The organism is Novosphingobium sp. ZN18A2 (assembly GCF_036784765.1).
Lineage (GTDB): Bacteria > Pseudomonadota > Alphaproteobacteria > Sphingomonadales > Sphingomonadaceae > Novosphingobium.
Map to the genome: position 1 here is coordinate 691,875 of NZ_CP136651.1, position 25,521 is coordinate 717,395.

General features: G+C 64.6%; 23 protein-coding genes and 1 tRNA gene. 8 read left to right on the plus strand and 16 right to left on the minus strand.

Annotated elements, in window-relative coordinates; genetic code table 11:
* Positions 1–30: 30 nt before the first annotated feature.
* From RXV95_RS03395 to RXV95_RS03405, 3 genes are all read right to left on the minus strand, one after another.
* Complete coding sequence (locus tag RXV95_RS03395) at positions 31–2,874, minus strand: insulinase family protein (RefSeq protein WP_338467618.1); 2,844 nt, start codon at positions 2,872–2,874, stop codon at positions 31–33.
* A 121-nt stretch (positions 2,875–2,995) separates the two neighbouring features.
* The gene (locus RXV95_RS03400; RefSeq protein ID WP_338467619.1) at positions 2,996–4,417 is read right to left on the minus strand and encodes an amino acid permease; all 1,422 of its coding nucleotides are present in this window, start codon (positions 4,415–4,417) and stop codon (positions 2,996–2,998) included.
* A 351-nt stretch (positions 4,418–4,768) separates the two neighbouring features.
* On the minus strand, positions 4,769–7,165 hold the full coding sequence (locus RXV95_RS03405; RefSeq protein WP_338467620.1) for a TonB-dependent receptor: 2,397 nt from the start codon (positions 7,163–7,165) through the stop codon (positions 4,769–4,771).
* A 166-nt stretch (positions 7,166–7,331) separates the two neighbouring features.
* On the opposite strand from RXV95_RS03405, the gene RXV95_RS03410 reads away from it, so the two are divergent.
* Together RXV95_RS03410 and RXV95_RS03415 are read left to right on the plus strand one after the other, a co-directional pair.
* On the plus strand, positions 7,332–7,949 hold the full coding sequence (locus RXV95_RS03410) for a TetR/AcrR family transcriptional regulator (protein WP_338467621.1): 618 nt from the start codon (positions 7,332–7,334) through the stop codon (positions 7,947–7,949).
* Positions 7,950–8,000: 51 nt separating this feature from the next.
* Positions 8,001–10,091 (plus strand): amidohydrolase family protein, encoded by a 2,091-nt coding sequence (locus tag RXV95_RS03415; RefSeq protein WP_338467622.1) that lies wholly within the window; start codon positions 8,001–8,003, stop codon positions 10,089–10,091.
* A gap of 305 nt (positions 10,092–10,396) precedes the next feature.
* Here RXV95_RS03415 and metW read toward each other — a convergent pair whose 3' ends face one another.
* Both metW and RXV95_RS03425 read right to left on the minus strand, forming a co-directional pair.
* Positions 10,397–11,017, minus strand: a complete 621-nt coding sequence (gene metW / locus RXV95_RS03420) for a methionine biosynthesis protein MetW (RefSeq protein ID WP_338467623.1) — start codon at positions 11,015–11,017, stop codon at positions 10,397–10,399.
* Entirely contained in the window at positions 11,017–12,123 is a 1,107-nt protein-coding gene (locus RXV95_RS03425) for a homoserine O-acetyltransferase (RefSeq protein ID WP_338467624.1), read from the minus strand. Before RXV95_RS03425 ends, metW begins: the two co-directional genes overlap by 1 nt.
* A 103-nt stretch (positions 12,124–12,226) precedes the next feature.
* Between RXV95_RS03425 and hisC the strand changes: the two genes are divergently transcribed.
* Positions 12,227–13,342 (plus strand): histidinol-phosphate transaminase, encoded by a 1,116-nt coding sequence (gene hisC / locus RXV95_RS03430; RefSeq protein WP_338467625.1) that lies wholly within the window; start codon positions 12,227–12,229, stop codon positions 13,340–13,342.
* Positions 13,339–14,265 (plus strand): prephenate/arogenate dehydrogenase family protein, encoded by a 927-nt coding sequence (locus RXV95_RS03435; protein ID WP_338467626.1) that lies wholly within the window; start codon positions 13,339–13,341, stop codon positions 14,263–14,265. Before hisC ends, RXV95_RS03435 begins: the two co-directional genes overlap by 4 nt.
* A 9-nt stretch (positions 14,266–14,274) precedes the next feature.
* Here the strand turns inward: RXV95_RS03435 and RXV95_RS03440 are convergent, their stop codons facing one another.
* The 5 genes from RXV95_RS03440 to ftsE are packed head-to-tail and all read right to left on the minus strand — an operon-like array spanning position 14,275 to position 17,738.
* Positions 14,275–14,814 (minus strand): MOSC domain-containing protein, encoded by a 540-nt coding sequence (locus RXV95_RS03440; protein WP_338467627.1) that lies wholly within the window; start codon positions 14,812–14,814, stop codon positions 14,275–14,277.
* Positions 14,814–15,509, minus strand: a complete 696-nt coding sequence (locus RXV95_RS03445; RefSeq protein WP_338467628.1) for a lysophospholipid acyltransferase family protein — start codon at positions 15,507–15,509, stop codon at positions 14,814–14,816. Before RXV95_RS03445 ends, RXV95_RS03440 begins: the two co-directional genes overlap by 1 nt.
* Positions 15,509–16,015, minus strand: a complete 507-nt coding sequence (locus RXV95_RS03450; protein WP_338468625.1) for a YdcF family protein — start codon at positions 16,013–16,015, stop codon at positions 15,509–15,511. Before RXV95_RS03450 ends, RXV95_RS03445 begins: the two co-directional genes overlap by 1 nt.
* 38 nt (positions 16,016–16,053) lie before the next feature.
* A complete protein-coding gene (locus tag RXV95_RS03455; protein WP_338467629.1) occupies positions 16,054–16,980 on the minus strand; it encodes a cell division protein in 927 nt (308 codons plus the stop codon).
* Positions 16,977–17,738 carry a cell division ATP-binding protein FtsE gene (ftsE, locus tag RXV95_RS03460; RefSeq protein WP_338467630.1) on the minus strand — a complete coding sequence of 254 codons (762 nt, stop codon included), beginning with the start codon at positions 17,736–17,738 and terminating at the stop codon, positions 16,977–16,979. The genes RXV95_RS03455 and ftsE overlap by 4 nt, the downstream gene beginning before the upstream one ends.
* Before the next feature lie 162 nt (positions 17,739–17,900).
* Here ftsE and RXV95_RS03465 point away from each other — a divergent pair, with 162 nt between their 5' ends.
* Both RXV95_RS03465 and RXV95_RS03470 read left to right on the plus strand, forming a co-directional pair.
* Positions 17,901–18,839: a zinc-ribbon domain-containing protein gene (locus RXV95_RS03465; RefSeq protein WP_338467631.1), complete on the plus strand. Its 939-nt coding sequence runs from the start codon at positions 17,901–17,903 to the stop codon at positions 18,837–18,839.
* 162 nt (positions 18,840–19,001) lie between these two features.
* A tRNA-Leu gene (locus tag RXV95_RS03470) sits at positions 19,002–19,088 on the plus strand.
* A 215-nt stretch (positions 19,089–19,303) separates the two neighbouring features.
* Here RXV95_RS03470 and RXV95_RS03475 read toward each other — a convergent pair.
* The 6 genes from RXV95_RS03475 to RXV95_RS03500 form a co-directional block, all read right to left on the minus strand.
* Positions 19,304–20,941: a recombinase family protein gene (locus RXV95_RS03475; RefSeq protein ID WP_338467632.1), complete on the minus strand. Its 1,638-nt coding sequence runs from the start codon at positions 20,939–20,941 to the stop codon at positions 19,304–19,306.
* Positions 20,938–21,360, minus strand: coding sequence for a DUF2924 domain-containing protein (locus RXV95_RS03480; protein WP_338467633.1), 423 nt, complete (start codon positions 21,358–21,360; stop codon positions 20,938–20,940). Before RXV95_RS03480 ends, RXV95_RS03475 begins: the two co-directional genes overlap by 4 nt.
* The gene (locus RXV95_RS03485; RefSeq protein WP_338467634.1) at positions 21,360–21,722 is read right to left on the minus strand and encodes a DUF3489 domain-containing protein; all 363 of its coding nucleotides are present in this window, start codon (positions 21,720–21,722) and stop codon (positions 21,360–21,362) included. The genes RXV95_RS03480 and RXV95_RS03485 overlap by 1 nt, the downstream gene beginning before the upstream one ends.
* A gap of 632 nt (positions 21,723–22,354) precedes the next feature.
* Complete coding sequence (locus tag RXV95_RS03490) at positions 22,355–23,539, minus strand: DUF6791 domain-containing protein (RefSeq protein ID WP_338467635.1); 1,185 nt, start codon at positions 23,537–23,539, stop codon at positions 22,355–22,357.
* 17 nt (positions 23,540–23,556) lie between these two features.
* A complete protein-coding gene (locus tag RXV95_RS03495; protein ID WP_338467636.1) occupies positions 23,557–23,826 on the minus strand; it encodes a multiubiquitin domain-containing protein in 270 nt (89 codons plus the stop codon).
* A gap of 39 nt (positions 23,827–23,865) precedes the next feature.
* Positions 23,866–24,171, minus strand: coding sequence for a DUF2188 domain-containing protein (locus RXV95_RS03500; protein ID WP_338468626.1), 306 nt, complete (start codon positions 24,169–24,171; stop codon positions 23,866–23,868).
* Positions 24,172–24,237: 66 nt separating this feature from the next.
* Here RXV95_RS03500 and RXV95_RS03505 point away from each other — a divergent pair, with 66 nt between their 5' ends.
* Both RXV95_RS03505 and RXV95_RS03510 read left to right on the plus strand, forming a co-directional pair.
* The gene (locus tag RXV95_RS03505) at positions 24,238–24,552 is read left to right on the plus strand and encodes a helix-turn-helix transcriptional regulator (RefSeq protein ID WP_338467637.1); all 315 of its coding nucleotides are present in this window, start codon (positions 24,238–24,240) and stop codon (positions 24,550–24,552) included.
* A 25-nt stretch (positions 24,553–24,577) separates the two neighbouring features.
* Positions 24,578–25,441, plus strand: a complete 864-nt coding sequence (locus RXV95_RS03510) for an ImmA/IrrE family metallo-endopeptidase (protein WP_338467638.1) — start codon at positions 24,578–24,580, stop codon at positions 25,439–25,441.
* Positions 25,442–25,521: the final 80 nt, after the last annotated feature.

Below are 25,521 nucleotides of genomic sequence, written 5' to 3' on the forward strand. Positions count from 1 at the left end.
CGATCCGCCCGGAAAAGGCGGGGCGCTACCTTATTTTGTCGCGGCTTCTTTCACCGCCTTCGATTCCGAAATGACCGTTTCGGGCGTCTTGCCCTTCACGAAGCGGTCGATAAAGGCCTGCACATCCGCCGCCGTTACCGCGCCGAGGCCCGCCGCCTTGCCAAGCGTCGGCTGCTTCGCGCGCGGATCGCGCATGACAATCGGCAGCATTCTGGCCCAATAGCCGTTGTTCTCAAGATCCTTGCCCGCCGCTTCGACCAGCGGGGTCTTGGCGCGTTCAAGCTCGTCCGCGGTGACCGGCTTGGTTGCCATGTCGGCCAGTTCCTCGCCCACAATCTTGTGGAACGTGGCGAAGTTTTCGTGCGGCGTTTCGATGGCGGCACCGAAATAGCCGAGCCCCGCCACGGTGAGCGCGGATTCGGCGCGAACCATCGGCGAATAGGTAAGCCCCAGCTTTTCACGCACAGAATCGATCAGCCGCGCCTGCAACACCGCCGATGCGACATCGGCGACGTAGCTCGCCCTGGGATCGGCATAATAGTCCTCGGTCGGCCAGAACTCGCCATAGAACGCCTGATCGGCGCGGCCGCCGTGGGTGAACACCCATGGGTCCGACCGGCCGGACGACATGGTTACCTTCGCTTCGGCTGTCACCGGGCGCGGGCGGGCGGCACCGGCGGCAAAGGTCGCCTCGGTCGCCTTTATCGCTTCGTCCACGCTCACATCGCCGACCATCACCACGTCTGCCGCGCTGTTCAGCGCCTTGCCCAGCACGGTGTTGACGTCGCCCGGTCCGGTCGCGGCGATCTGCTTCGCGTCGGGAATGGTCACGAAGCGCGCGTCGTCGCCGGTGGTCACATCCTGCAAACCGCGGAAGAACACCGCACCGGCATTGGCGTCCACCTGCCCGGCGATCATCGGGCCAATCGCCTTGGTCTTTTCCGCCAGTTCGGGGCGGAAGCCGGGATCGCGGGCATAGGCGGCAAGCAGTTGCATCTGCGCCACAAGGTCCGTCTTGCGGGTGTTGCCCTCAAGCGCGAACGAATCGGTATTGGCGGACAGCTTTGCCGAAACGACCTTGCCGCCGGTCTGCGCCCATTGCGTGATCTGGCCGTTGGAAAGTTTGCCGGTGCCACCATAGGGGAACAGGTCTGTCGCCCAAAGCGCGTGCGCCTCATCCGCGGGCACCGCCGCGCGGCCCCCGCCCAGCAGCACGCTGACGCGGATCTTGTCCTTTTCGAACGCGGTCGGCTTTACCAGCAGGCGCGTTCCGTTGGCGAAAGTCACCAGCGTGGTGCCCAGCGCCTTGTCGCTTACCTGCGAGGAAACGGCTGCGGGCTTGCCGAAATCGGTATAGGGCCATGCGATCGCCGCCTGCGCCGCGCGCGCGGCCAGCGGGCGCTGGTATGCCTGGGTCAGCGCGGACGCGAGCTGCGTCTCTCCCGCCGGGCCTGACTGGGCCGAGCGGAACAGCACCGGCCCCTTGCCGGCAAACGCGGTGCGCAGCGCGGCGGTCGCTTCCGCTGGAGTCACGCTGTCGAGAATCGGCGTCGCGAAGGCAAGATCCTGCGCGGGGCTGGTGTAAAGGTCGTTATCGTTCGTCACGTCCACAAGGTCGTTCGCAATCGCTTCGTTCTTGCGCGTCGATGCGGTGTCGGCGGCGTTCTGCAACTGCGTGCGCAGGACCGTTACCGCGCGCTTCAGTTCGTCCTTGTCGATGCCTTCGGACAGCATGCGGCGCTGTTCCTCTGTCACGGCGTCGAGCGCGGGTTGCCACTTGTCGGGCGACGCGGTGATCTGGATCAGGCTGAGCGAGGCGCTGCCGAACAGGTCGGGAATGGCGCCTGCGCCCGCGTTGACGAAGGGCGCGCCGGGCTTTGAAGACTGATCGTCCAGCCTGTTGTTGAGCGCGGTGAACGCGATCATCCGCAGCAGCTTTTCGCGGTCCACCGCCGCGGTTTCGGCGCGGCTGTCTTCGGGGCGCACCCATGCCAGCGAAAGCTGGTCGCGCACGCCGTCCGCCACGTATTCGGCGGCCTTGTGTTCCGGATCGGGCGTGCCGAGCGGGAAGGTCACGGCCTTGGCCGCCGGTTTCCAGTCCGAAAAGCGCGCCCTGATTTCCTTTTCGACCGCCTTGGGGTCGATATTGCCGACAACGATGATTGTCGCGTTGTCGGGCCGGTAATTGGCTTCGTAGTAGGCGCGCAGCCGCTCCGGCGTGGCGGCCTTGATCGTCGCCACCGTGCCGATCGGCCAGCGTTCGACCGCGCGCGTGCCGTGCAGCGAATTGCCGAAGTTGGCCTTGACCGAACGATAGGGCGGAGTGTCGCGCAGCCGTTCTTCCGAAAGGATCACGCCGCGTTCGGCGCTCACCGCGGCGGGCGCGAGGTTCAGCCTTCCGCCGATTTCGCGGAACAGCATCAGCCCGGTGTCGAGCGCAGACTGGTCCGCCTTGGGGAAGTTGAACATATAGACGGTTTCGTCCTGCGCGGTGAAGGCGTTGGTGTCCGGCCCGAAGCGCAGCCCCTGCCGTTCCAGCATCTTCACCACTTCACCGTCGGGCACGTTGGTGCTGCCGCGAAAGGCCATGTGTTCAAGATAGTGGGCAAGGCCCTGCTGGTCGTCGCTTTCCTCTATCGATCCCGATCCGATGCGCATCCGCATGGCCACCCCGTCGCTGGGCGTGGTGTTGTGCATGATGGCATAGCGCACGCCGTTGGGCAGAGTGCCGAAGACGACATCCGGGTCCGCCTTGCGCCCGGTATAGTCCTGTGCCCAGACCCCGTCCCGCTTTTGCAGCGGCGGCGTGTCGGCAAGGCCGGGCTGCGCGATGGCGACAAGCGAAACAAGGCCGATGGCAAAGCGGATTTTCATGGATGTCCTCAGGGATTGTGCGGGGTGTGCTGCCCCGCCGGGATGGCGCGCAAAGTGGCCAGCGCCCGTGGCCAAGTCAAGCAGATGTGCCTCCGTATGGGAGCGTCCGCCGCCGTGCCCGTCAGCCCGCAACGGTCTTGCCGCGGCGGAACAGGAAATAGATCGCCAGCCCGGCGATGTTCCACACGAAGAAGCGTACCTGTGTGCCGGTGGGCAGCGTCACGAACAGGGCGATGCAGCCCAGGATGGCGACCGCGCCGACCAGCGGGGCCAGCGGCACGCGGAACGGCCGTTCGCGCGTCGGGTCCTTGCGCCGCAGGACCAGCATCGACGCGCCCACCGCCACGAAGGCGCAAAGCGTTCCGGCGTTGGCCAGCGCGGCGATTTCCGCCAGCGGAAGGAAGGCGGCAATCGCGGCCACGACAATCGCGGTCAGGATCGTCACCAGCACGGGCACGCCGCTTTTCGGGTTCACTTCGCCCAGCTTGCGCGGGAACATCCCGTCGCGTGCCATCACGAAGAAGATGCGCGTCTGGCCGAACAGGAACGCCAGGATCACCGTCGGCAACGCGATTACCGCGACCGCGCCGAACACCTTGGACGCGAAGATCTGCCCCATGGAGCGCAGAACCAGCGCCAGCGGTTCGGGCGAATTGGCGAAGTCCGCCACAGGCACCGCGCCGATCGCGCTGGCCGCCACGGCCATGTAGATCAGCACGCAGATGACCATCGAACCGACGATGCCGATAGTCATGTCGCGTTCGGGGTTGCGCGCTTCCTCTGCCGCGGTCGAAACCGCGTCGAAGCCGTAGAAGGCGAAGAAGATGATCGACGCGGCGGGCAGGACGCCCAGCTTTATCATCTTCGACGGATCGAACGGGTCCGCGCCTTCGGTCGGGAAAAAGCCGTGCGGGAAGAAGGGGTGGAAGTGCGCGCTGTCGAAAGCGGGCAGGGTGATCGCCACGAACATCGCCAGCGCCAGCAGCTTCAGCGCGACGAGGATCGTGTTGAGCGTGGCGGATTCGCGCGTGCCCACCATCAGCAGGCCCGCCACCACGGCGATGATCGCCACCGCCGGCACGTTCACCACGCCGCCGGCATAGGGTCCGGCGGTCAGGGCATGCGGCAGGCCCCAGCCGTTCGCTTCCATGAAACCCGCGAAATAGCCCGACCAGCCGACCGCCACGGTGGAGCAGACCACCGAGTATTCAAGGATAAGGCTCCACCCCACGATCCAGGCGATCGTCTCGCCCACCGCCGCATAGGAATAGGTATAGGCGCTGCCGGCTTGCGGGATCATCGTGGCCAGTTCCGCATAGGCCAGTGCCGCGGCCGCGCAGACCAGCCCCGCGATAAGGAACGAAAGGATCACGCCCGGCCCCGCCAGCGCCGCGCCCACGCCGGTCAGCGTAAGGATGCCGGTGCCCACGATCGCCCCCACGCCCAGCGCCACCAGGTGCGGCCAGCTTAGCGTGCGCTTCAGCGTATGGGCATGGTCGTGCTGCGGTTCGATGGCCTTTGTCGGCCCCCAGATGCTGGCCATTTGCTCCCCTTGTTCCCTGTCGGCCGCCTGCTGCCGGCCATTTTCCGGAGAAACCGCCCCGGCTAAGGTGGGGGCGGTTGCATTTGCAACGAGACATAACCCCGGCGCGTTCAAGCGCAACCCGTTGTGGCCGATTATGCCCAAGCGCCAGGATCATGGCCGGTGCCTGCCGCCCCGCAATATGAAGCGGGCCCCGGCCATAGTGCCGGAGCCCGCTCACGCCGCTGCCATGAGGGGCTGCCATGAGGGGCTGCCATGAGGGATGGCGCGGGGCCGGTGGTCCGATTCCGATATTCGCGTTGCTGCCGGTCGGGCGGCGGCGAATGCCGGAATCAATCCACCAGGCAAGGATCAGAAGTTGACGCTCAGCGTCACATAGACCTGGCGCGGGTTGCCGTAATAGGCGGTAAGGATGCCTTCCTTGCCCAGCGCCGGGACCAGCGTGCCGTCGGGGTTGGTATAGAGCGCGCCCGTCACCGGGTCCGCACCCATGAAGGTATAGCCGGAGGTCTTGTACCGCTTGTCGAGCAGGTTCTTGCCGAACACGCCAAGCGACCAGTGATCGCCCGGCGCGTGATAGACCACGCTTGCGTCGAACAGCTGGTAAGCCTTCTGGTCGAGATAGGGATTGGGAATCTCGAACTGGTAGGTCTTGCTCTTGAACGACATGCCGCCCGTCACCGCCACGCGCCCGTCGCCCACGAATGTGGCGTAGGTCAGCGATGCATTGCCGGTCCATGCGGGGGTGTTCTGGATCTTGCGGTACTTGGCGACGTCGGTCGGCACGCCGCCGATATCGGTGATGTATTTCTTGTACTTCGCGTCGATATAGCCGACCGATCCGTTCAGCGTCAGCGTGCCCGCCGCGCTGTCGATCAGCTTGGCCCTGCCTTCCAGTTCGAAGCCCTTCATCTCGGCCTTGCCGGCGTTGGAAACGACGCCGCAGAAGCTGGGTACGCCCGACACAACGCAGGCCACCGAGCCGGGAATCTGGACGTCGGTATAGTCCATGTAGAACACGTCGCCGGCCAGATAGAGCCGTCCGCCGAACATATCGGCCTTTGCGCCCACCTCGTAGCTGTTCACCTTTTCCGGACGGAAGCTGAGGAATTTCGCCACTTCCGCATCCGACGGAATGCCGCTGGGGTTCGTGGTCGGCGCGTTCACGCCCGCACCGCGCGGATCGAACCCGCCGCCCTTGAAGCCCTGCGAATAGCTTGCGTAGATCGTGCTGTCCGGCGTGGGCTTGTAGCTGAGCGAGGCGCGCGGCGTGAACTTGGTATAGGATGCGCCGCCGCGGAAATCCGTTGAAGGCCCGCCCAGCGCCACGCCTGTCGCGCCGAACACACCGGAACTGCCCAGGATGTAGTTCTGCCGCAGGATGCGCGCGGTCCGCTTGTCCCACGTGTACCGGCCGCCGACCGACAGGCTCAGCTGGTCGGTGAAGTCATAGGTGAAATCGGCGAAACCAGCCATCGTGTCCGTGCCGACATCGGCGTCGGTATAGGCGGTAAGCTGGGGCAGGATGGTTGGCGCGGTGGTATAGAGCCGCACGTCGAACTGGGTCAGAGCGCTGGCATTCAGGTAGTAGAAGCCGACAAGGCCGTTCAACTTGCCGAAATCGAACAGTGCCTGGAATTCCTGGCTGGTCTGGTGGTTGACGTATCGCGCGGGAACGTCGACGTCGACAGAAGGCAGTGCGTCGAAATCGATCGGCGAAGCCGACTTGTCCTGGCGGTAGGCGGTAATCGAACGCAGCGTCAGCCAGTCGGTCGGGTGGCCTTCCATGAACAGCGAACCGCCCCAGGCCTTTACGTCCTGCTTCGGATCGTTAAGCCCGCCTTCGGTGTTGTAGACGTCTGACAGCACGGGATTGCCGCTCAACTGCGCGGGAATCAGGCGGTGGCCGCCGCGCGCGTTCGACTTGTCGTGCGTGTAGTCGCCGGAAAGCCGCGCGAAGAAGTCCGTCGCGTGGATTTCGATGGTTCCGCGTGCGGCCCAGATGTCCTTGTTGTAGTTCTCCTGCCCGGTGGTCAGGTTCGTGCCGAACCCGCCGCGCGAAAGCCGGGCAAGCGATGCGCCGACGCGGACCACGCCATCGGGCGTGACCGGCGTGCTGACGGTCAGCACGCCATCGGCCTGGTCATAGGAACCGTATGTGGCATGGGCCGCCAGGTGCGGACGGTCGCCCAGCTTCTTCGTCACATACTTCACCGCGCCACCCACGGTGTTGCGGCCATAGAGCGTGCCCTGCGGCCCGCGCAGCACTTCCACGCGCGCAACGTCGTATATGTCCAGCACGGCGGCTTGCGGGCGGTTCAGGTAAACATCGTCGAGATAGATGCCCACGCCCTGCTCGAAACCCGAAACCGGGTCTTGCTGGCCGATGCCGCGAATGAAGGCGGTAAGCGTGGAATTGGTGCCGCGCGACGGCTCAAGCGTCACGTTCGGGCTCTGGTCGGCCAGCGCGGTGATGTCCATCGTGCCCTGGTCGGCCAGCTGCTGGCCGGAGAACGCGCTCATCGCGATCGGCACGTCGACCAGCGTTTCCTCGCGGCGGCGCGCGGTAACGACGATGGCGCCTTCGTTCGAACTGCTGGCGTCGGCTTCGGCGCTGTTCCTGTCTGAACTGGCCGTGCCCGAACCGGCTTGCGGCCGGTCCTGCGCGAAAGCGGGTGCGCAAAGCACGGGAAAGGCGAAAAGCGCGGTCGAAGCGGCCAGGGCGGCGCGCATGGCAAAGCGGCTCATGAATCAGGCTCCCTCTCTCGGTCCCCGCCGTTGCGAGGGCCGTCGAAAGCCTCGATATTGAAAGTTGAACCACCTTTCAACTTTTTTGATTGTCGCGGTGTGAACTAAGCGATAGGAACGTTGCGGATCGGCAACAGGGCCGGTCGGTGGAGGGGAAGGGCACGCGATGCCGCAAGGCGCTGCTGCAGGAGCAAGTCCCGGAAAAGCGCCGCGCACCGAACGCGGCCGCGCAACCTTGCGCCGCCTGCTGGATGCCGCTGCGTCCGAATTCGGAGAGCGCGGCTTTCACGAAGCCTCGATCAGCGGCATCACCCGCCGCGCCGGAACCGCGCTGGGCAGTTTCTATACCTATTTCGATTCGAAGGACGCGATCTTCACCGCGCTGGTGCGCGACATGTCGGCACGCGTCGCGCAGACCGCCGCCGCTGCGATCGAGCCTGGCGCGACCGGGCTTGAGCGCGAGCGGCAGGCCTTTGCCGGCTTCCTTGGCTTCGCGCGCGAACACAAGGAAATCTATCGCATTATCGACGAGGCGGAGTTCGCCGATCCGGAAAGCTATCGCCAGCACTATGAAGGCACCGCCACGCGCATCGCCGCGCGGCTGGGCGAAGCGGTGGCCGCGGGCGAATTGTCTGCGGGCGACAACGATGTGCGCGCCTGGGCGATCATGGGGATGAACGTGTTCCTGGGCCTGCGCTATGGCGTGCAGGATACGTCGCGCCCGGTAGAGGAAATCGCGGCAATAGCCGAAGGCCTGCTGCGCGACGGGCTTGCGCGGCGGTAACGCGGCAAACGCGATTGCCATGCCCAGACGGCTGGCATAGCCTCCCGGCCCATGTTCGTTCGTCATGCCGGGCGCCTTGCGCTTTTCGCCGCAGCTTCGCTGCTTCCGTTCACCGCCGCGCAGGCAGGGGTCGAGCATTTCTCCGTCATCACCGGCGGCAAGGTCGTCGGCCATGTCGATGCCGACACCAGCGATGGCGCGACCGTGATCGACTACGATGTGAAGGACAACGGTCGCGGACCGACGATGAAAGAGGCGCTTGTCGTCGATGCGCAGGGCCTGCCCACGGCCTGGAAGATCGACGGCGCCACCGCGTTCGGCAGCAAGGTGGCCGAACGTTTCGCGCTCGGCGGCGGGCAGGCGGTGTGGACCGACAGCGCCGGCGGCGGCAAGGCGACGGTGGCCGGGCCGAGCTTCTATATCCCCCAGAACGGCAGCCCGTGGACGCTGGGCGTGGAAGCGCGCGCGCTGCTGGCGGCGCCGGACAACACACTTCCCGCGCTGCCGGGCGGCAGGTTGAAGATCGCGAAAGGCAAGACATTCACCGTCGACGGCAAGGGCGGTCCGGTCGAAGCGACGCAATACACGCTTTCAGGCGTGGACCTCGATCCGTCCTATATCCTGCTGGCGCCGGACAAATCGCTGTTCGCGGTGATCGATGCGAATTCGGTCGTGGTGCGCAAGGGATACGAAGGTGAGGAAGTGCGCCTGCGCGGCATCGCCGCCGACCTTTCGGCTGCACGCTATACCGACCTGCAAAAGAAATACGCCCACCGCTATGACGGGCCGGTGCGGATCACCGACGTGCGGCTGTTCGATCCGGCGGCAAAGGCGCTGACCGGGCCGGTTTCGGTCGTCGTCATGGGCAAGCGCATCGCGGCGGTGGAGCCGGCGGACAGCCCGGTGACGCCGGGAGAGACGGTGATCGACGGCGCGGGCGGAACGCTGGTTCCGGGTCTGACCGACATGCACGCGCACCTGGGGCAGGACGATGCGATGCTCAACCTGCTGGCGGGCGTCACCACCGTGCGCGACATGGGCAACGACAACGCGGTGCTGACGAAACTGATCGCGCAGATGGACGATGGCGAAGTGGCCGGGCCGCGCGTGGTGCGCTCTGGCTTCATCGAAGGGAAAAGCCCGTTCAACTCGAACGCGGGCATCCTTGTCGATAGCCAGGCGGCGGCGGTGAACGCGGTCGACTGGTATGGCGCGCGCGATTTCTGGCAGATCAAGATCTACAACTCGATGCATCCGGACTGGGTGCCCGCGGTGATCGCCGAAGCGCACAAGCTGGGTATGCGCGTTGCCGGGCACGTGCCCGCCTTCACCAATGCCGATGCGATGATGGCGGCCGGTTATGATGAGATGACGCACATCAACCAGGTCGCGCTGGGCTGGGTTCTGAAACCGGGCGAAGACACGCGCACCCTGCTGCGCCTGACCGCGCTGAAGCGGCTCGGCCCGCTCGACCTGAACAGCGCACCGGTGCAGAACACGATCCGGACGATGGCGACGAAGAAGATCGCCATCGATCCCACGCTGGGCATTCACGAAAACCTGCTTCTGAACCGCGACGGAAAGGTGCCGCCCGGCGCGGTCGACTATTTCGATCATATGCCGCCCAGCGAACAGCGCGACCTGAAGCACCAGTGGATCGATACCAGCGCGCCGGGCGACGATGCGGCCTATCGCGCCGCCTATGCCAAGATCGTCGACGTGCTGAAGATCATGGAAAGGCGCGGTATCTTCATGGTGCCGGGTACCGATACCGGCGGCGCCTTCACGCTGCACCGCGAACTGGAGCTTTATACCGGGCTGGGCATGACCCCGGCGGACGTGCTGGCGCGCGATACGCTGGAAGTGCAGCGCTACATGGGGCGCGACCAGACGCTGGGGTCGATCGCCAAGGGCAAGCTGGCGGATTTCTTCTTGGTGCCGGGCGACCCGGTGAAGGACATCAGGGCAATCAAGACCATCGCCATGGTGGTGAAGGACGGCATGGTCTATTTCCCGAGCGAGGTTTACCCCGAATTCGGAATCACGCCGTTCACGGCGGCGCCCGCCGTCACGACGACACCGGCGACGGCCATGGCCGCGCCGTTGCAACAGCACGGGCACGATCACGGTTACGATTATTGACGCTTCCGCCCGCCCCTCGACGCAGGGGTCTGGAGCGCTCTAGGCGGCGTGGACAAATTCCGCGCGGTCACGGCCGGAGTCAAAAACCGCCAGTTCAAGGAGGCGAAGCGCAGGAATATGCCGATATTTCCAGCTAAGCCGACGCCGAAATGGTGGTTTTTGGCCCGGCCCCGCAGAGGTTGTCGCCAGATTGGCGCCGGCGTCGTTGCTCAGGCTTGAAAGAGACTCGCTCTTCCCGCGCCTTCGCGCCTATCCTGCGCCAATCTGGCGGCAACCGTGATCCACGCGGAATTTGTCCACGCCGCCTAGCCCTGCGATCCCTGGCGCGAGAGCAGGAACACCGCGTGTTCCGCGCGCAAGTTGGCGACGGTGGCGCTTGTTTCGGCGTCACCGTTCAGGAACCACGCCCGTTCCACGTGGATTCCGCGCTGACCGACCAGCGCGCGGAAATCGTCGATCGTCACGTGGTGGATATTGGGTGTTTCGTACCAGGCGACGGGCAATAGGCGCGTAACCGGCATCCGCCCGCCCAGCAGCAGCGAAAGACGCACCCGCCAGTGCGCGAAATTGGGAAAGCTGACGAAGGCGCGGCGCCCGATGCGCAGCAGCTCGTCAAGCACGACGCCGGGGCGCATCGTGGTTTGCAGCGTCTGGCTGAGGATCGCGTAATCGAACGCATCGTCGGGAAAGTCGGCCAGGTCGGTATCCGCATCGCCCTGGATCACCGACAGCCCGCGCGCCACGCAGGCCGCGACATTGCCCGCATCGATTTCCATTCCCCGCGCATCGCACCCGCGCGTATCGCGCAGCGCCGCCATCAGTTCGCCGTTGCCGCAGCCCACGTCCAGCACGCGGCTGCCTTCGGCCACGTTGCGCGCGATGATCGCCAGGTCCGGGCGAAGCGTATGGCCGGAAGCGGAAACCATCAGCCCAGGAACCCCGTCACCACCGCGTCCAGCGCGGGCACGTCCAGCAGGAAGGAATCGTGGCCGAACGGCGCGGACAGTTCCACGAAGCTGACCGGCGCCCCCGCGGCATTAAGCGCCTTGGCGATCTCTCGCGAATCGCTGGTGGGATAGAGCCAGTCGGTATCGAAGCTGATCAGGCAAAAGCGCGCTTTCGACTGCGCGAAAGCGTCGGCCAGCCGCCCGCCATGCTCCTCGGCAAGATCGAAGTAATCCATCGCGCGCGTGATATAGAGATACGAGTTCGCATCGAACCGGTCGGTGAAGGAAAGCCCCTGGTAACGCAGATAGCTTTCCACCTGAAAGTCCGCGTCGAAGCCGAACGTCTTGGCCGACCGGTCCTGCAACCGGCGGCCGAATTTCTCCGTCAGCCCCTCTTCGGACAGATAGGTGATGTGCGCGGCCATGCGTGCCACGGCGAGGCCTTTATCCGGGCTTTGCCCGGTGCCGTAGTAGTCGCCGCCCTGCCATGCCGGATCGGCCATGATCGCCTGCCGGCCGACTTCGTGGAACGCGATGTTCTGGGCCGAATGGCGCGCGGTGGAGGCGATCACCAGCGCGGCGCGCGCGCGGTCCGGCCAGTTGGCGGCAAGGCTCAAGGCCTGCATCCCGCCCATCGATCCGCCGACGACGGCATGAAGCTGGCCGATTTCCAGCACGTCGAGCAGGGCCACCAGCCCGCGCACCATGTCGCGGATGGTGATGACCGGAAAGCGCATGGCATGGGGCGCGCCGTCCGCGGCAAGGCTGGCCGGGCCGGACGATCCCATGCAACTGCCGATCACGTTGGCGCAGATCACGAAATAGCGATCCGTGTCGATCGGCTTGCCGGGGCCGACCATGCGCACCCACCAGCCGGGCTTGCCGGTAATCGGGTGCGGGCTGGCCACGAACTGGTCGCCGGTCAGCGCATGGCACAGCAGGATGGCGTTGGATTTATCGGCGTTGAGCGTGCCGTAAGTCTCGTAAGCGATCTCAACGCGGTCGAGCGTCTGCCCGCTGTCCAGCGGCAGCGGATCGGGCAGCGTGATGCGCTGCGAAGCGTCGAGGGCGGCGGTGTCGGCCATGGGAGGCGGGGATTGGGGGCAAAGCGTGCCCCGTGTCAATCGCCATGCGCGGCGCGCCTCCGCGCTTTCCCTTGGCGGTGCAAGCGGCTAAGGGCCGCGCACTATGCCCGAAAGCCTTGAACCGACCGCCCCGCAGCCAAAGGACTGGATCAGGGCCATCCACGCCTATGTTCCCGGCAAATCGTCCGGCGCCGACGGCAGGCCGCTGGTCAAGCTTTCCGCGAACGAGAACCCGCTGGGCACCAGCGCGGCGGCGCTGGCGGCAAGGGCGCAGGCGGGCGAACCGTCGCGTTATCCCGACCCGGACAGCACCGCCCTTCGCGATGCGCTGGGCCGGAAACACGGCATCGATCCGGCGCGCATCGTCATGGGAACGGGGTCCGACGAACTGCTGAACCTGGCCGCACAGGCCTATGCCGGTCCGGGCGACGAAGTGCTTTTCGCGCAATACAGCTTTTCGGTCTATGACATCGCGGCGCGGCGCTGCGGGGCGACTCCGGTCGTCGCGCCCGATGCCGATTTCGGCACCGATGTGGATGCGCTTCTGGCACTGGTGGGGGACCGGACGCGGGTGGTGTTCGTCGCCAATCCCAACAATCCGACCGGGAGCTTCCTTCCCGCAAGCGAAATCGCGCGGCTGCACGCCGGTCTGCCCTCGCACGTGCTGCTGGTGCTGGACCAGGCCTATGCCGAATACCTTGAGGCAGAGGACGACGACGGCGGGCTGGCGCTGGCCGCGCGGGCGAAAAACGTGCTGGTCACGCGCACCTTTTCCAAGATCTTCGGTCTTGCCGGGGAAAGGATCGGCTGGGCCACGGGCGATGCCGCGCTGGTCGGCATGCTGAACCGCATTCGCGGCCCGTTCAACGTTTCGGTCTGCGGGCAGGCGGCCGCGCTGGCAGCGCTTGGCGACGCGGACTTCGTGGACCGTTCGCGCGAAATGAACTTCGCGCTGCGCGAACGCTTTGCCGCGAAGATGGCGGCGCTGGGCAATCACGGCATTCGCCCGCTGCCCAGCAAGGCCAACTTCGTGCTGGTGCTGTTCGAAGGCGCGCTTTCGGCAGAGGCGGCCTATAACGGACTGATGGAGCGCGGCTATATCGTGCGCTGGCTGCCGGGGCAGGGCCTGCCGCACGGGCTGCGGGTGACGGTGGGCACGTCCGAACAGATGGACGAGATCGCCGCCGCGATCCGCGACATGGCGGAAGACCTGCGATGAGCGCGCCTTTCGCCCACGTCGCGGTGATCGGATTCGGCCTGCTCGGTTCGTCGATCGCGCGTTCGGTGCATGAAGCGATGCCCGGCGTCGCGCTGTCCGGCTGGGACGCCGACCCGGCGGTGCGCGACCGCGCGCGCGCAATCGGCCTTGCGCCATCGATTCCCGACGAAGCCGCCGATGCGGTGCGCGGCGCGGACCTTGTGATCCTCTGCGTGCCGGTGGGTGCGATGGGGGACGCGGCGCGGAGCATCGCGCCCGGCCTCGATCCCGATGCGCTGGTCAGCGATGTCGGTTCGTGCAAGGCCAGCGTGGCAAAGGCGCTGGCGGAGGCGTTGCCGGGCCAGCCGGTGATCCCCGCGCACCCGGTTGCGGGAACGGAGAATTCCGGCCCGGACGCGGGTTTTGCCAGCCTGTTCCGCAACCGCTGGTGCATCGTCACGCCGCCCGAAGAAGCCGATGTTGCTCTTGTCGAAAGGCTTGCCGCGTTCTGGGAAGCGCTGGGCGCGCGCGTCGAAACGATGAATGCAGAGCATCACGATCTGGTGCTCGCCGTGACCAGCCACCTGCCGCACCTGATCGCCTATACCATCGTCGGCACGGCATCGGACCTTGAGGACGTGACCGAGAGCGAGGTCATCAAGTATTCGGCCGGCGGTTTCCGCGATTTCACGCGCATCGCCGCTTCGGACCCGACGATGTGGCGGGATGTGTTCCTTTCCAACAAGGACGCGGTGCTGGAAATGCTCCAGCGGTTCAGTGAAGACCTGACCGCGCTGCAACGCGCGATCCGCTGGGGAGACGGGGATGCGCTGTTCGACCTGTTCACCAAGACCCGCGCGATCCGCCGTTCCATCATCGAGGAAGGCCAGGACGATGCGCGACCCGATTTCGGGCGCAGCGATCACAACGGGAAATCTGCCTAGGCCCTGACCCTAGACGACTTCCAGCGGGCGGTGCGGCCCGTCGGGCAGCTCTACCGTAATCGCGTCGCCGGGCCTTACCGCGCCGCCCGATAGCACGACGCTCATCACGCCGGTCTTGCGCAGCAGCGTGCCGTCGCTGCGCTTCTCGATCGTTTCGGCAAGCAGGCCCGCCTGAAATTCGTCGATCTGCCTGCACGGGTTCCTCAGCCCCGTTACTTCCACGATCGCTTCTTGCCCAAGCCGAAGGCGCGTGCCTTGCGGAAGCGAAAGGAGGTCGATCCCGCGCGTGGTCACGTTTTCTCCCAGCTGGCCGGGCTTCACGGCAAACCCGCGCCCGGCCAGTTCGTCGAAAAGTTCCGCATGGATCAGGTGGACCTGGCGCAGGTTCGGAAAATCGGGGTCTTTCGCCTTGCGCGAAAGGTGCTGCACCGTTTTGCCAAGGTGCGCATCGCCTTCCACGCCCAGCCCTTCAAGCAAGTGAATCTCGGCCGCGCCGGGCTTTGAAAAGCGGTGTCCGGCATCGCGGGAAACGGCTTCGACCCTGGGCATCACGCGTTCTCCTCAGGCATGTTCAGCGCGTTGATCGCGGTGCGCACACGCTCTTCTATCTCGGCGCGCGGCAGGCCGGGAGGAATCGGCTCGCCAAAGCGGTAGCGGATCGTGCCCGGCCGCTTCCACCGGCGATGGTAATACGGCCCGCTGTCCACCGCCACCGGCACCACCGGAAGGCCCAGCAGCTTGTATAGCCCGGCAAAGCCGGATTGCATCGCGCGCTGCGTGCCATGCGGCACGCGCGTGCCTTCGGGAAAGATGACCAGCGGCCGCCCCGCTTCGGTAAGGCGGCGCGCCTCTGCCAGCATCGTGCGCAACGCCCTGGCGCCGGCCTCGCGGTCCACCGCCACGATGCCATAGCGGCGCGCGGCGATGCCCCACAGCGGAATGTCCATCAGTTCCTTCTTGGCGAAGACCACGGGGTTGTCGAACAGCACCGAGGTATCGATCGCTTCGAAGAAGGATTCGTGCCGGATTGCATAGAGCACGCCGCCGGGGCGGCCGGTCGGCCCGGCATCGACATGGATGCCGACCGTGGCCGAAAGACAGGCGCGGTGGAACCGGCCCCACATCCTCACCGCGGCGCGGAACTGACGGTCCGACACGAACATCGCGGCGGCGGCATAGATTACAAGGCCCACGCTGCCGCCATAGAACGCGACATAGAAGGCAAGGCTGCGCAGGATGGCCATCACCACCCGAACCAGCGGCTGACCTGCCGCGCCAGCAGCTTGTTGTATTCAAGGAACAGCGTGCGCAGCGATGGCCTTGAAACCACGGCATCGGTAACGATGGTGGTCCCGTCGGGCACCCTGGCGGCAAGGTCGGCGCGGGCACGGCGCATATGCCAGTCGGTCGTCACCAGGCGGACCGACCGGAACTTGTTGGCTTCGATCCAGTGCGACGCCTCCATCGCGTTCGACCGCGTATCAACCGATTGATAGCCCAGCGTGATGCAGCAGGCCATCGTGCGGGCGCCCACGCCGTATTCCACCGCGAATTCGCGCGGGCGCACTTCCTTGTCCACGCCTGCGACAAGCATCTTCTTCGCCCAGCCCTTTTGCAGCACTTCCAGGCCGCGCTGGATGCGTCCGCCGCTGCCGGTGGGGACAACGATGCCGTCGGTGTGCTGGCTGCCCGCGGGCTTTGGCAGGGCGACGGCGAAATAGACGAAACCCAGCACCCAGAAGAGCACCATCGACGCCGCGATGCGCCGGAATATGCCGCGCCCGCCGCTCACAGGATCTTGCGCAATGCGCCCATCACGGTGAACCGCGCGGTAAGCACGGCCAGAACGATCCCGGCCACCGGGACAAGCGCGATCAGCCCCCAGTCGAGCCAGCCCAGCGCGCCGGACATGACCATACCCGATCCCAGCGCGGCGAACTGGCGACCCAGGAAAAGGATCGCGGCAAGGCCCAGCATCAGCCCTGCGATCCCGCCGGCCGCCGCGTCGATCGCCATGCTGCGCTGGACCACGCGCGCGATCTGCGCATCGGTTCCGCCCAGCATATGCACGATCTCTATCGTCCCGCGGTTGGTGCCCAGCGCGTTTCGAGATGCCAGCAGAACCGCCGCGCCGGTGGCAATGGCCAGCAGGGCGATCAGCCCGCCGGCCAGCCATTGCAGCGCATGGACCGCGTTGAACACGGGGACGAGCCAGCTCGACTGCGCATCGACGCGGGCCGATGGCGCCGCGGCGGCCAGCTTGCCCTTCAGGTCGGCCACCCGCCCGCGGCTCGCTTCGCCCGAAAGGCGCACGTCGATCAGCGAGGGGATGGGCAGGGCTTCCACGTCGTCTCCCACGCGGGCGCCCAGCCATGGCTCCACCAGTTTGTCCAGCTCTTCCTGCGGGACGACCCGGACGGACGCCACGCCGCTGTCCGCGCGCAACACGCCCAGCGCGGCGCGCGTCTGCCGGTCGCGTTCCGCCGGCGCGGCGTTGACGATCTGCACCGTCACGCCGCCTTCCAGGTCCGCCCTTGCCGCCGCCGCCGCGTTGCGCAGCGACAGGCTGCTGGCCGCGGCAACCACCGTCAGCGCAACCATGATCGCCATGACCCAGGGCATCGGTCCGGAAAGGCGTGCCTGGGGAAGCAGGCGCCTGTCGCTCTTGCCGCCGCGTTCGCGCCAGCGTGCGCCAAGGTTGGAAAGCGCGTTCATTGCCCGATGATTCCGGGGACGGGACCGGGAACGGGCCGCGCCCTTTGCCGCTTGGGCGGATAGCGCAGCGCGCCGGTGGGATCGGACAGACGCCCCTTGTCGAGCCGCATGATCAGCGATTCGGGCATCTGGCGGATCAGGTGGACGTCGTGCGTGGCAACCACGACCGTCGTGCCCAGCCGGTTCAGTGCTTCGAACAGCCGCATCAGCTTTATCGCCATGTCGGGATCGACGTTGCCGGTCGGCTCGTCCGCCACCAGCATGTCTGGCCGGCCGATCACCGCGCGGGCAATGGCCACGCGCTGCTGCTCTCCGCCCGAAAGCGTCGCCGGGCGCGCGTGCTGGCGGTCGGCCAGGCCCACCCAGTCGAGCATATCGGTCACCGGTCCGGTAATCTCGCGCTCGGGCACACCGGCCACGCGCAGCGGCAGCGCCACGTTATCGTAGGCGGAAAGGTGCTGGACCAGCCGGAAGTCCTGGAACACGACGCCAAGACGGCGGCGAAAGCCGGGCAGGCGTTCACGCGGAAGGGTGATCGCATCGGTGCCGAACATCCGGATCAACCCGCGCGACGGGCGCTGCGCCAGGTAGAGCAGCTTCAGCAGGCTGGTCTTTCCCGCGCCGCTGGCGCCGGTCAGGAAATAGAAGCTGCCGGGGAACAGCGTAAACGAAATGTCGGTCAGCACTTCCTTTCCCGTGCCGTAACGCAGCCCGACATTGTCGAACTGGACGATCTCTGCATCGGCGGCTTGGTTCATGGCAGGCGTTGACGATCCACAGGTTCGCGGCACGGTGCGCGGGCTTCTTTGTAAGGCAACGGGCCTATACGCGGCAATCGATGTGGAAAAAAGGGCGTGGGAACGCGCAAGAGTGCGTTACGCTATTGTTTCGTGCGTAAACTGCGTGCTTTACCGTAAACCATGATCATCGCGTGCCCTGCCTGTTCAACGCGCTATGTCGTGCCCGACACCGCGATTGGCGTGGAAGGGCGCACCGTGCGTTGCGCCAAGTGCCGGCATAGCTGGTTCCAGGCCGGCGCCGCGGCCGATGCCGTTCACGCGGCGTCAGAGGCGGAACCTGTGCCGCCGCCTGCGCCTCCTCCTCCGCCACCACCTCCCCCCCCTGTGCAGGAAGCACCCGAGACGCCCGCACCATCGGTTGCCGAACCACCGCCGCCGCCCGCGCCGTCGGTTGCGGTGGGGCAGGCTGCACCGCCAATCCGCACGACGGTCCGCTATGTCGACGATTCGATCGACGAAAGCGAAGAGGCCCAGCTGTCTTCGTCTCCGCTACCTTCATCCGCGCTTCCGGCGGACCGTTCCGCTCCGGAAGCGGCGGCGGCCACGGTCAGCCGCCCAAGGGAAGAGGCATCGCAAGCGGAAGGGGACGAGCTTCCTTCGCGCTTCGATCACCAGCCGCCGTTCAAGCCGCGCCGCAACAAGGCGAAACTGTGGACCATCGGCGGTATCGTTTTCGCGGTCCTGGTGATCGTGCCCGTGGGCGCGGCCGCCTATTTCGGCCTTCCCGACTGGGCGCCGGTTACCCGCCCCGTGTTCGCGCCGGCCCAGCCCGACCTTTCGCTGTCGTTCCCGCGCAACAAGCAGGACAGGCGCACATTGCCCAACGGAACCGAATATTTTGGCGCCAGCGGCACGGTGACGAACGTGGGCAAGGCCGTGGCGCGCGTTCCCGCCCTGCTGATCGTGATGCGCGACGGTTCGGGCAAGATCGTCTATCGCTGCGACGTGGCGGCGCCTGACAAGGCGCTTTCACCGGGCGAAAGCGTGAATATCAACCAGGCCTGTCTCGACGTGCCGAAAGCCGCGAAGAAGGTGGAGATCGGCTGGAAGCCCAGTTAGGGCAGCGGGAACTCAGCCCATGCGGGCCGGACTTCGCTTGATGGCGGGCAATCGCGCAACTGCCGCTTCGCGCGCTGGCGATTGGTTGTTGCGCACCCCGAACCCCTTTGCTAAGGGCGCGCTCCTACCCAGCCCGGGGGCCGTTCGGCCCCCGTCGATTTTGCGGTCGTGGCGGAACTGGTAGACGCGCAACGTTGAGGTCGTTGTGGGCGAAAGCCCGTGGAAGTTCGAGTCTTCTCGACCGCACCAATCAGTCCATAAATGAACCTGATTTTCGCCTTCGGGCACCGGCTTCGTGCGAAGTCGCGCAGTTCTGCGGGCTTTGGGCTGCCGATTGTTGAACGGTGCAGACAGAGACTGACCCCAGAGCCGGCGAACCGGCAAGAAATTGGCCGGATTCTCTGTTTCAAAGAACCCGGCTTCACCTCTAGAAAATGTAATTTGAGAGCCTGCTGAGAAGCCGCTCAGTTTACGTAACCAAGCATTCGTTCCTGGTCGGCCCATTCGACCGGAATGTCAGAACGCAGGAGCGCCTTGCGCGTAAGGGATGCTGGCTGGGTGCCTGTGACAATGGACTCGACGATCCTGGGGCAAAGCCAGCTGATGCGCAGCAGCTTCGCCATCTGCGTTCGGCAGCGGCCTTTCTGCTTTGCGAGCTGGTTGATCGACTGTCCCGGTGAAGCCAGAACCAACTTCTGAACCTCGAACGCATCGGCGAGCAGGCGGATCAGTTTCGGGTCGGGTCGCGTCCCGTCGGGCGATGCATCGATCCTGAGCTTTGCCTCGCGGAACGGCTTGCGGGCGGGGAGCGGAATACGCCAGCGCAAGGTGTCAGTTGCGTCGAGGCCAAGTACATCGGGTTGCAGCTGGACATCGATTCGGTCGTTGCCGATGCGCATCGAGGCGATCAGTGATCGCACCGTATCGTCGCGAGAGGATTTTGTGCCGAGCTGGACCGCCAGCAGGTGCGCTTTGGCGAACAGGGTGCGAAGGCCACTCGCCTCATCGATTGTAGTAATCCTGCGCAGCGCATGCTCGTCATCCAGCAGGGCCGTAAGGTGATCAACCACGTGCATCTCGAGTGCACTGCGCCGGAAGCGGGTCGATGGCGGATCTGCAGGGCGAGCAAGATCCTTTCGGGTCTCATAGTAGCTGTAGCGTCGGGTGCCCTTCGATCCATACGTCGGAACCATTGGCCTGCTCTCGGGGTCAGTCAGAAATCCCCGCAGCATGGCATGCTGCGGATTATTGGTTGGCCGCCTGCGCGGCGGAGCCTTCTCGGCAAGGCGCATTTGCACGCGTTCCCACAGGTCTTCGTCGACGATCGCCTCGTGCTCGCCGGGATACACCTTGCCCTTGTGCACAATCATGCCGCGGTAGACGGGGTTCTTGAGGAGGTATAACAAACTCCCGCGGCGGAACGGAATGCCGCCGCGATGCGGCCCGCTGACACGGTGCTGGATCTTGGTGACGATGCCTTCGTCCTCCAGCTGGGCGAACAGCTGGTTGGCTGATGTGGAGTCGACGTAGCGCCGCATGATAATGCGGACCCGTTCTGCCTCTTCGGCCACCGGCACCAGCTTGCGATCGATGACCTGGTAGCCCAGCGGCACGGGCCCGCCCATCCACAGTCCCTTCTTCTTCGAGGCGGCGATCTTGTCGCGAATGCGCTCGCCGGTGACCTCGCGCTCGAACTGGGCGAAGGACAGGAGGACGTTGAGTGTGAGGCGTCCCATGCTGGTCGTGGTGTTGAACGCCTGCGTCACCGAGACGAAGCTGGCTTCCTGTGCATCGAGCCGCTCGACGATCTTGGCAAAATCGGAAAGTGCACGGGTCAGCCGATCGACCTTGTAGACGACGATGACATCGACGAGGCCCGCATCGACATCGGCGAGCAGCGTCTTCAATCCCGGTCGTTCCATGTTGCCGCCCGAGAAGCCGCCGTCGTCGTAGCGATCGGGAACCAGTGTCCAGCCTTCGTGGCGCTGGCTCAGTATGTAGGCTTCGCACGCCTCGCGCTGGGCATCGAGGCTGTTGAACTCCTGCTCGAGCCCGTCCTCGGTCGACTTGCGGGTATAGACCGCGCAGCGCAGCGTCTTCATCCCGACAGACCGAAGAAGCGTGGACCGTTCCAGTGGCCGCCGGTGATGGCCCGTGCAACAGCGGTCAGCGACTTCCAGTGCTTCCCGTTGTACTCGAACCCGTCATCCAGCACGACCACGGTGTGACCGACCCCATGCCAGTCGCGCACGAGCCGTGTCCCTGGAGTGAGCTTGCGGGGAAGGGGAGCCTTGTTCGCCGCGTCATCATCTGATGACGCGACGCGTCGCAGAAGTGAACGTGTCGAGCGGTTCAGCCCGCCGAGGCGCTGCTCCTGCAGCTTGTAGCCGAGACCAAGCCGCAGCAGGTCGGGTGACACGGCCGGAGCAGGCGCGCCATAGCGGCGCACCCACTCCGCCCTCAGCGCATCAGGCGACAGGTCTGCCAGTCGGGCGAGCGTGAGATAGGCTCTTCTTGCCATCAGGCTGCACTGCCTTCTGTTGGCGTGCTCTGCTTGTCCTGCACCATCCTGTAGATGGACGTGCCGTCCTCGTGCTTCTCGCGCTTGATGGTCTTTCCCTTCTTGCGCAGGCCGGTGAGGAAGGCACGGCAGGTGTGGGGCAGCCAGCCGGTTGCCTCGCACATGGCGTCGAGTGTCGTGCCGCCCGTATGTGCGAGCAGGGCCTCGACCGATGCAGCCTTGGTCTGCGGCCTGGCTGACGGCTCAGAGGTGGCTGTAGAGGACTGCGGCGCGCTTGCCTGGTTGGTCGCTGCTCCTTCGGGTTCACGGGCCATGCGGCGCGGGCGGCGGCTTACGGGCTTGGTCTTCGTGGTATCGGACATAGGGTGGTTCTCCGTTCCGGGAGCAGCACCATGCTGCTCCCACCACCCGAAGCCCCGCCGGTTGCGCCGGTCAGGGCGGCGGCCCGTCATCCGGACCGCGATTCATGTCCATGACCAATGCTCAGGTCCGCGACGAAGTCCAATGGAATGTCCGCTTGGTCGGACACTCCGGAACGGCAGGTTAGGAGCCTTGGTGGCGGAAAGCTGTCACTAGATCCCGCGTTCGCGCTAATCAGCCGCGCCGGAAGAACCTGGCTACTCGTTCAATCCAGTCACCGATCCTTTGTGCCCAAGATGTCTGTTGATAGGGTTTGAGATCATTGCGGCGAACTGCCTCGATCTCGGATTGCGAAAAGCTTCGGGCCCAGTGAACCCTGCCTTCAGTCAGAACGTAGTGGGATCTGCAGTCTAGATTCCAGTTCCCCACTGAGGGGTGCAGGGATGGTCGATCGTCGGTGCCAGTTAGGTCCCATTCGATGTCGTTCAGGGGGGTCATGACACGTTGGCCACATCCGCACGCGCAGAGGTGATGGGCTCGTGTTCCCTTCTGGTTGACGTAAAGCGTGCCGACTTCGAGGCGCTCGGGAATCGGACCGCGCGACACCACGAAGGTTTCGATACGACGAGAGGGTTCATTCACGGTCGAGCTGCATGGTGGAGATGGTGAGCGTGGCCTGGGAGGTGGAATGCCCACCAGCGTAATAGCCCCGATACTTCTTGTACATGAGTACGGCCATAGCCGCGTTTAGGGCGTTTAGCTCTACCGTCTGGATGTTCTTCTGGTACTCGTCGGGAATGTCGATCAGATTGTCGCCGATCACCTCGGCAATCACGTCGGCAGAACTAGCCGTGTCGAGAAGAGTCGTATCCACCATGCCTGTGAGGCCCGGATTGCCGTGGTGCAGTCCCATACCGACAATCACAACTGGGATTTCGTGCGCGAGGAGTAGTTTGGCGATCTCTCGGCGGGCGGCGATCTTGTCGACGGCGAGGAATGCGAAGGTCACGCCATCAAGAAGATCCCACGACCTGCCATCAAGCTTTTCCTCGATCGCCTTCGTACCCTTATGCCAGTTGGCATAGCGCTGCTCGATCACTCGAACTTTCGGCTGCCCGAGTTCTTCGCGATGGGTCGCACCAGGGATGCGGAACGCATTGTGGATATCGAACGCGTCGAAATCGTAAAGGCGGATCGCTTTGACCCGCGTCTTTGAAATCAGATCAAAGATGTACGATCCAGTTCCACCAGCGCCAATGATCGCGACTGTGTCTTCGGCAAGGAGCCTGTCTAGCTCACTGAGGTTCGCGCGAGCCGAGTTCATATCATCAAACGGGAACGGGCAATCCTCGTCAACCTGTCCGATGTCAGCGAAGGGTGCCACCTTGAACCGGGGATGCTTCGCCTCGGCAGGTCCGGAGACATAGAAAGCATACTCCGTGAACTTCTCTTCGAGGCTAACATATTCGCGCTTGGCCCCGTCATCGCCTAGCGGCTTCCACGACCAGTAGAACGACGAGGACTTGCCATCAAAAAGCGGAACCACGCTCGCCCCATTTCCGCTGAACAGGATACGCCCCTCATGATCGTAGGGTTGGTCGCCGATGAAATACATTTGGTGGTTCATCGGCTGGGTACGCGCTTGACCATCTGCGTCCTGGTTAATGGTATCGACCATCAGCCCGGTACGCGGTTCGCCAGAAGCGTCGAGATATGGAACTGGCATGACCAGGTAAGGACCGCGTCGGTAGAGCGCGAACCCCGCATCAAGCAGCCGTTGGATGCTGCCATCCTCTGACGAAGGTAACTTCTGCATCATCCCGTACCTTCTTGATGTCAGGACTGGCCAGTGCCGGTCACGGTGAAATCCATGCCTTCGACAACCTCGATCGAACCGCCCGGCTTGAGCTTGGCTGACGCGTTGCCGTGGCCGCGGTCGTATGAGATGCGGTACCCGTCTGCCGGGTTGGCGCCGACACCGAAAGCCAGCTTCACCAGTTCGTCGAACGAGATTTTGCCCTTGGGAACGGTATGGGTCGTGTCATTGACTTCGATGTCGACAGTCTTTGCCGCCTTGCCGTCCGCTCCAGAGTTGTGATCGTTCATTTCCTTTTTCCTTTTCTAATCGGTGTGGTGTGGAATAGGTCACCCCTTCGGAGGAAAGGGATCGTTGCCGTAGGAATTCGAGTCGCGGATCCGACCATCGGGCCGATGGATCACGACTTCACCAGCGCCGCGAATCGCACGACCGCGAGCGGCATCGATCGCGCCTGATTGGGTCGTATGGGTGCTGGCCACCCGGCTGGCACCTTCGCGACGGGTCGCCCACGCACCGTTGTGGGGCACGACATGGATGCGCTTGCCATTGCTCATTGCTTCAACCTCTTTAAGGCGGGCTTGACCCGCTACAGTTCGTATGTCTATGTTGACGAACACGTCATTTTCTGTCACGGCGATCAACGATGACGCCTCAGCAGGCATTTGACGAAATCGTCATTAACTATATACGGAATCGTCATGAACGAGTCAAGCTCGGAAACCGTGTTTGGCACGCGGCTCAAGGAAGCGCGCGAAAGGCAGGGGCTTAGCCAAGCCCAATTAGCGGATCGCGCCGAGATGCAGCCATCCGCGATCGCTCACTTCGAGGCGAATCGTCGTAAACCCTCATTCGAAAATGTGCGCCGCCTGGCGACAGCACTCGGCGTATCGTCTGATTACCTATTGGGTGTGCAAGCGACGGTCGCCTTCCGGAACGAGGACAAGCTCACCGCAGGCGACAGGGACTATATCCAAGGTCTGATCGACCGGTTAGCAGGAGCAGGTAAGCCCTGAGATGCCGGGACAGTTCCGACTTCTGATGGCGACCCAAACCGGCCAGAAGCGGGCGCGGGATGATGGCTACAATGCCTTTCCCGTCGACCCCTTCGCGATCGCAGCGAAGCATGACCTACATGTCGAGCAGAAACCGGCCGGGATGCCGGGCGTGTCCGGCGCCCTCATCTTTGCAGATCCTAAGCCGATCATTATTTATTCCGCCGAACTTGAGAATGAGGGGTTCGAGCGATTCAGCGTGGCCCATGAATTGGGTCATTATTTCCTGCCCGACCATCCTGACGAGATACTGAAGGCTGGGGGGCAGCATTTTTCGCGGGCCGGATTTTCGGAAGGGTCCAGCTCGATCGAACTCGAAGCGGACCATTTCGCTGCCGGGCTGCTGATGCCAGGCGATCTGGTGCGCAGAAATCTCGACCAGCATCAGGTAGGTCTCGAAGGCATCTGCCGACTGGCCGAGGACGCCCGCGTCTCCCTCACCGCCGCCGCGATCCGGGCGGCTGAATGCGCCTCCTTTCCCCTCTGTATTATCGTCAGCAGCGGCGCGGAGGTTCGTTACGCCTTTCCCTCTCGCGCCTTCAAAGCACTCGGCAAACGCATCTTTCTCAGGAAGGGTGAGCCTCTGCCCTCCGGCGTGACGGCGTCCTTCAACTCGCGCCCCGAGAATGTGATGGCTGCCCGTCGTGTGACGGGCGAATCTGACCTCATGGATTGGTTCGATACCGACCGCCGCGTGCACCTCGACGAAGATGTGATAGGGCTTGGTCGATACGGATTCACTCTCACCGTTCTGTCGTCGGAGGCCCTCCTCGAACCCGATGATGAAGATGAAGATGACGAGGAAGCGATGAATGATAGCTGGACGCCACGTTTCGCTTATGGACGCTGATTCAGTAGTCGCTGCGGCGGACGCTGTTGACAAAACGCACAACAGTATCATGTTGTTTGCGCGACCGGCAGCGCAGCGGC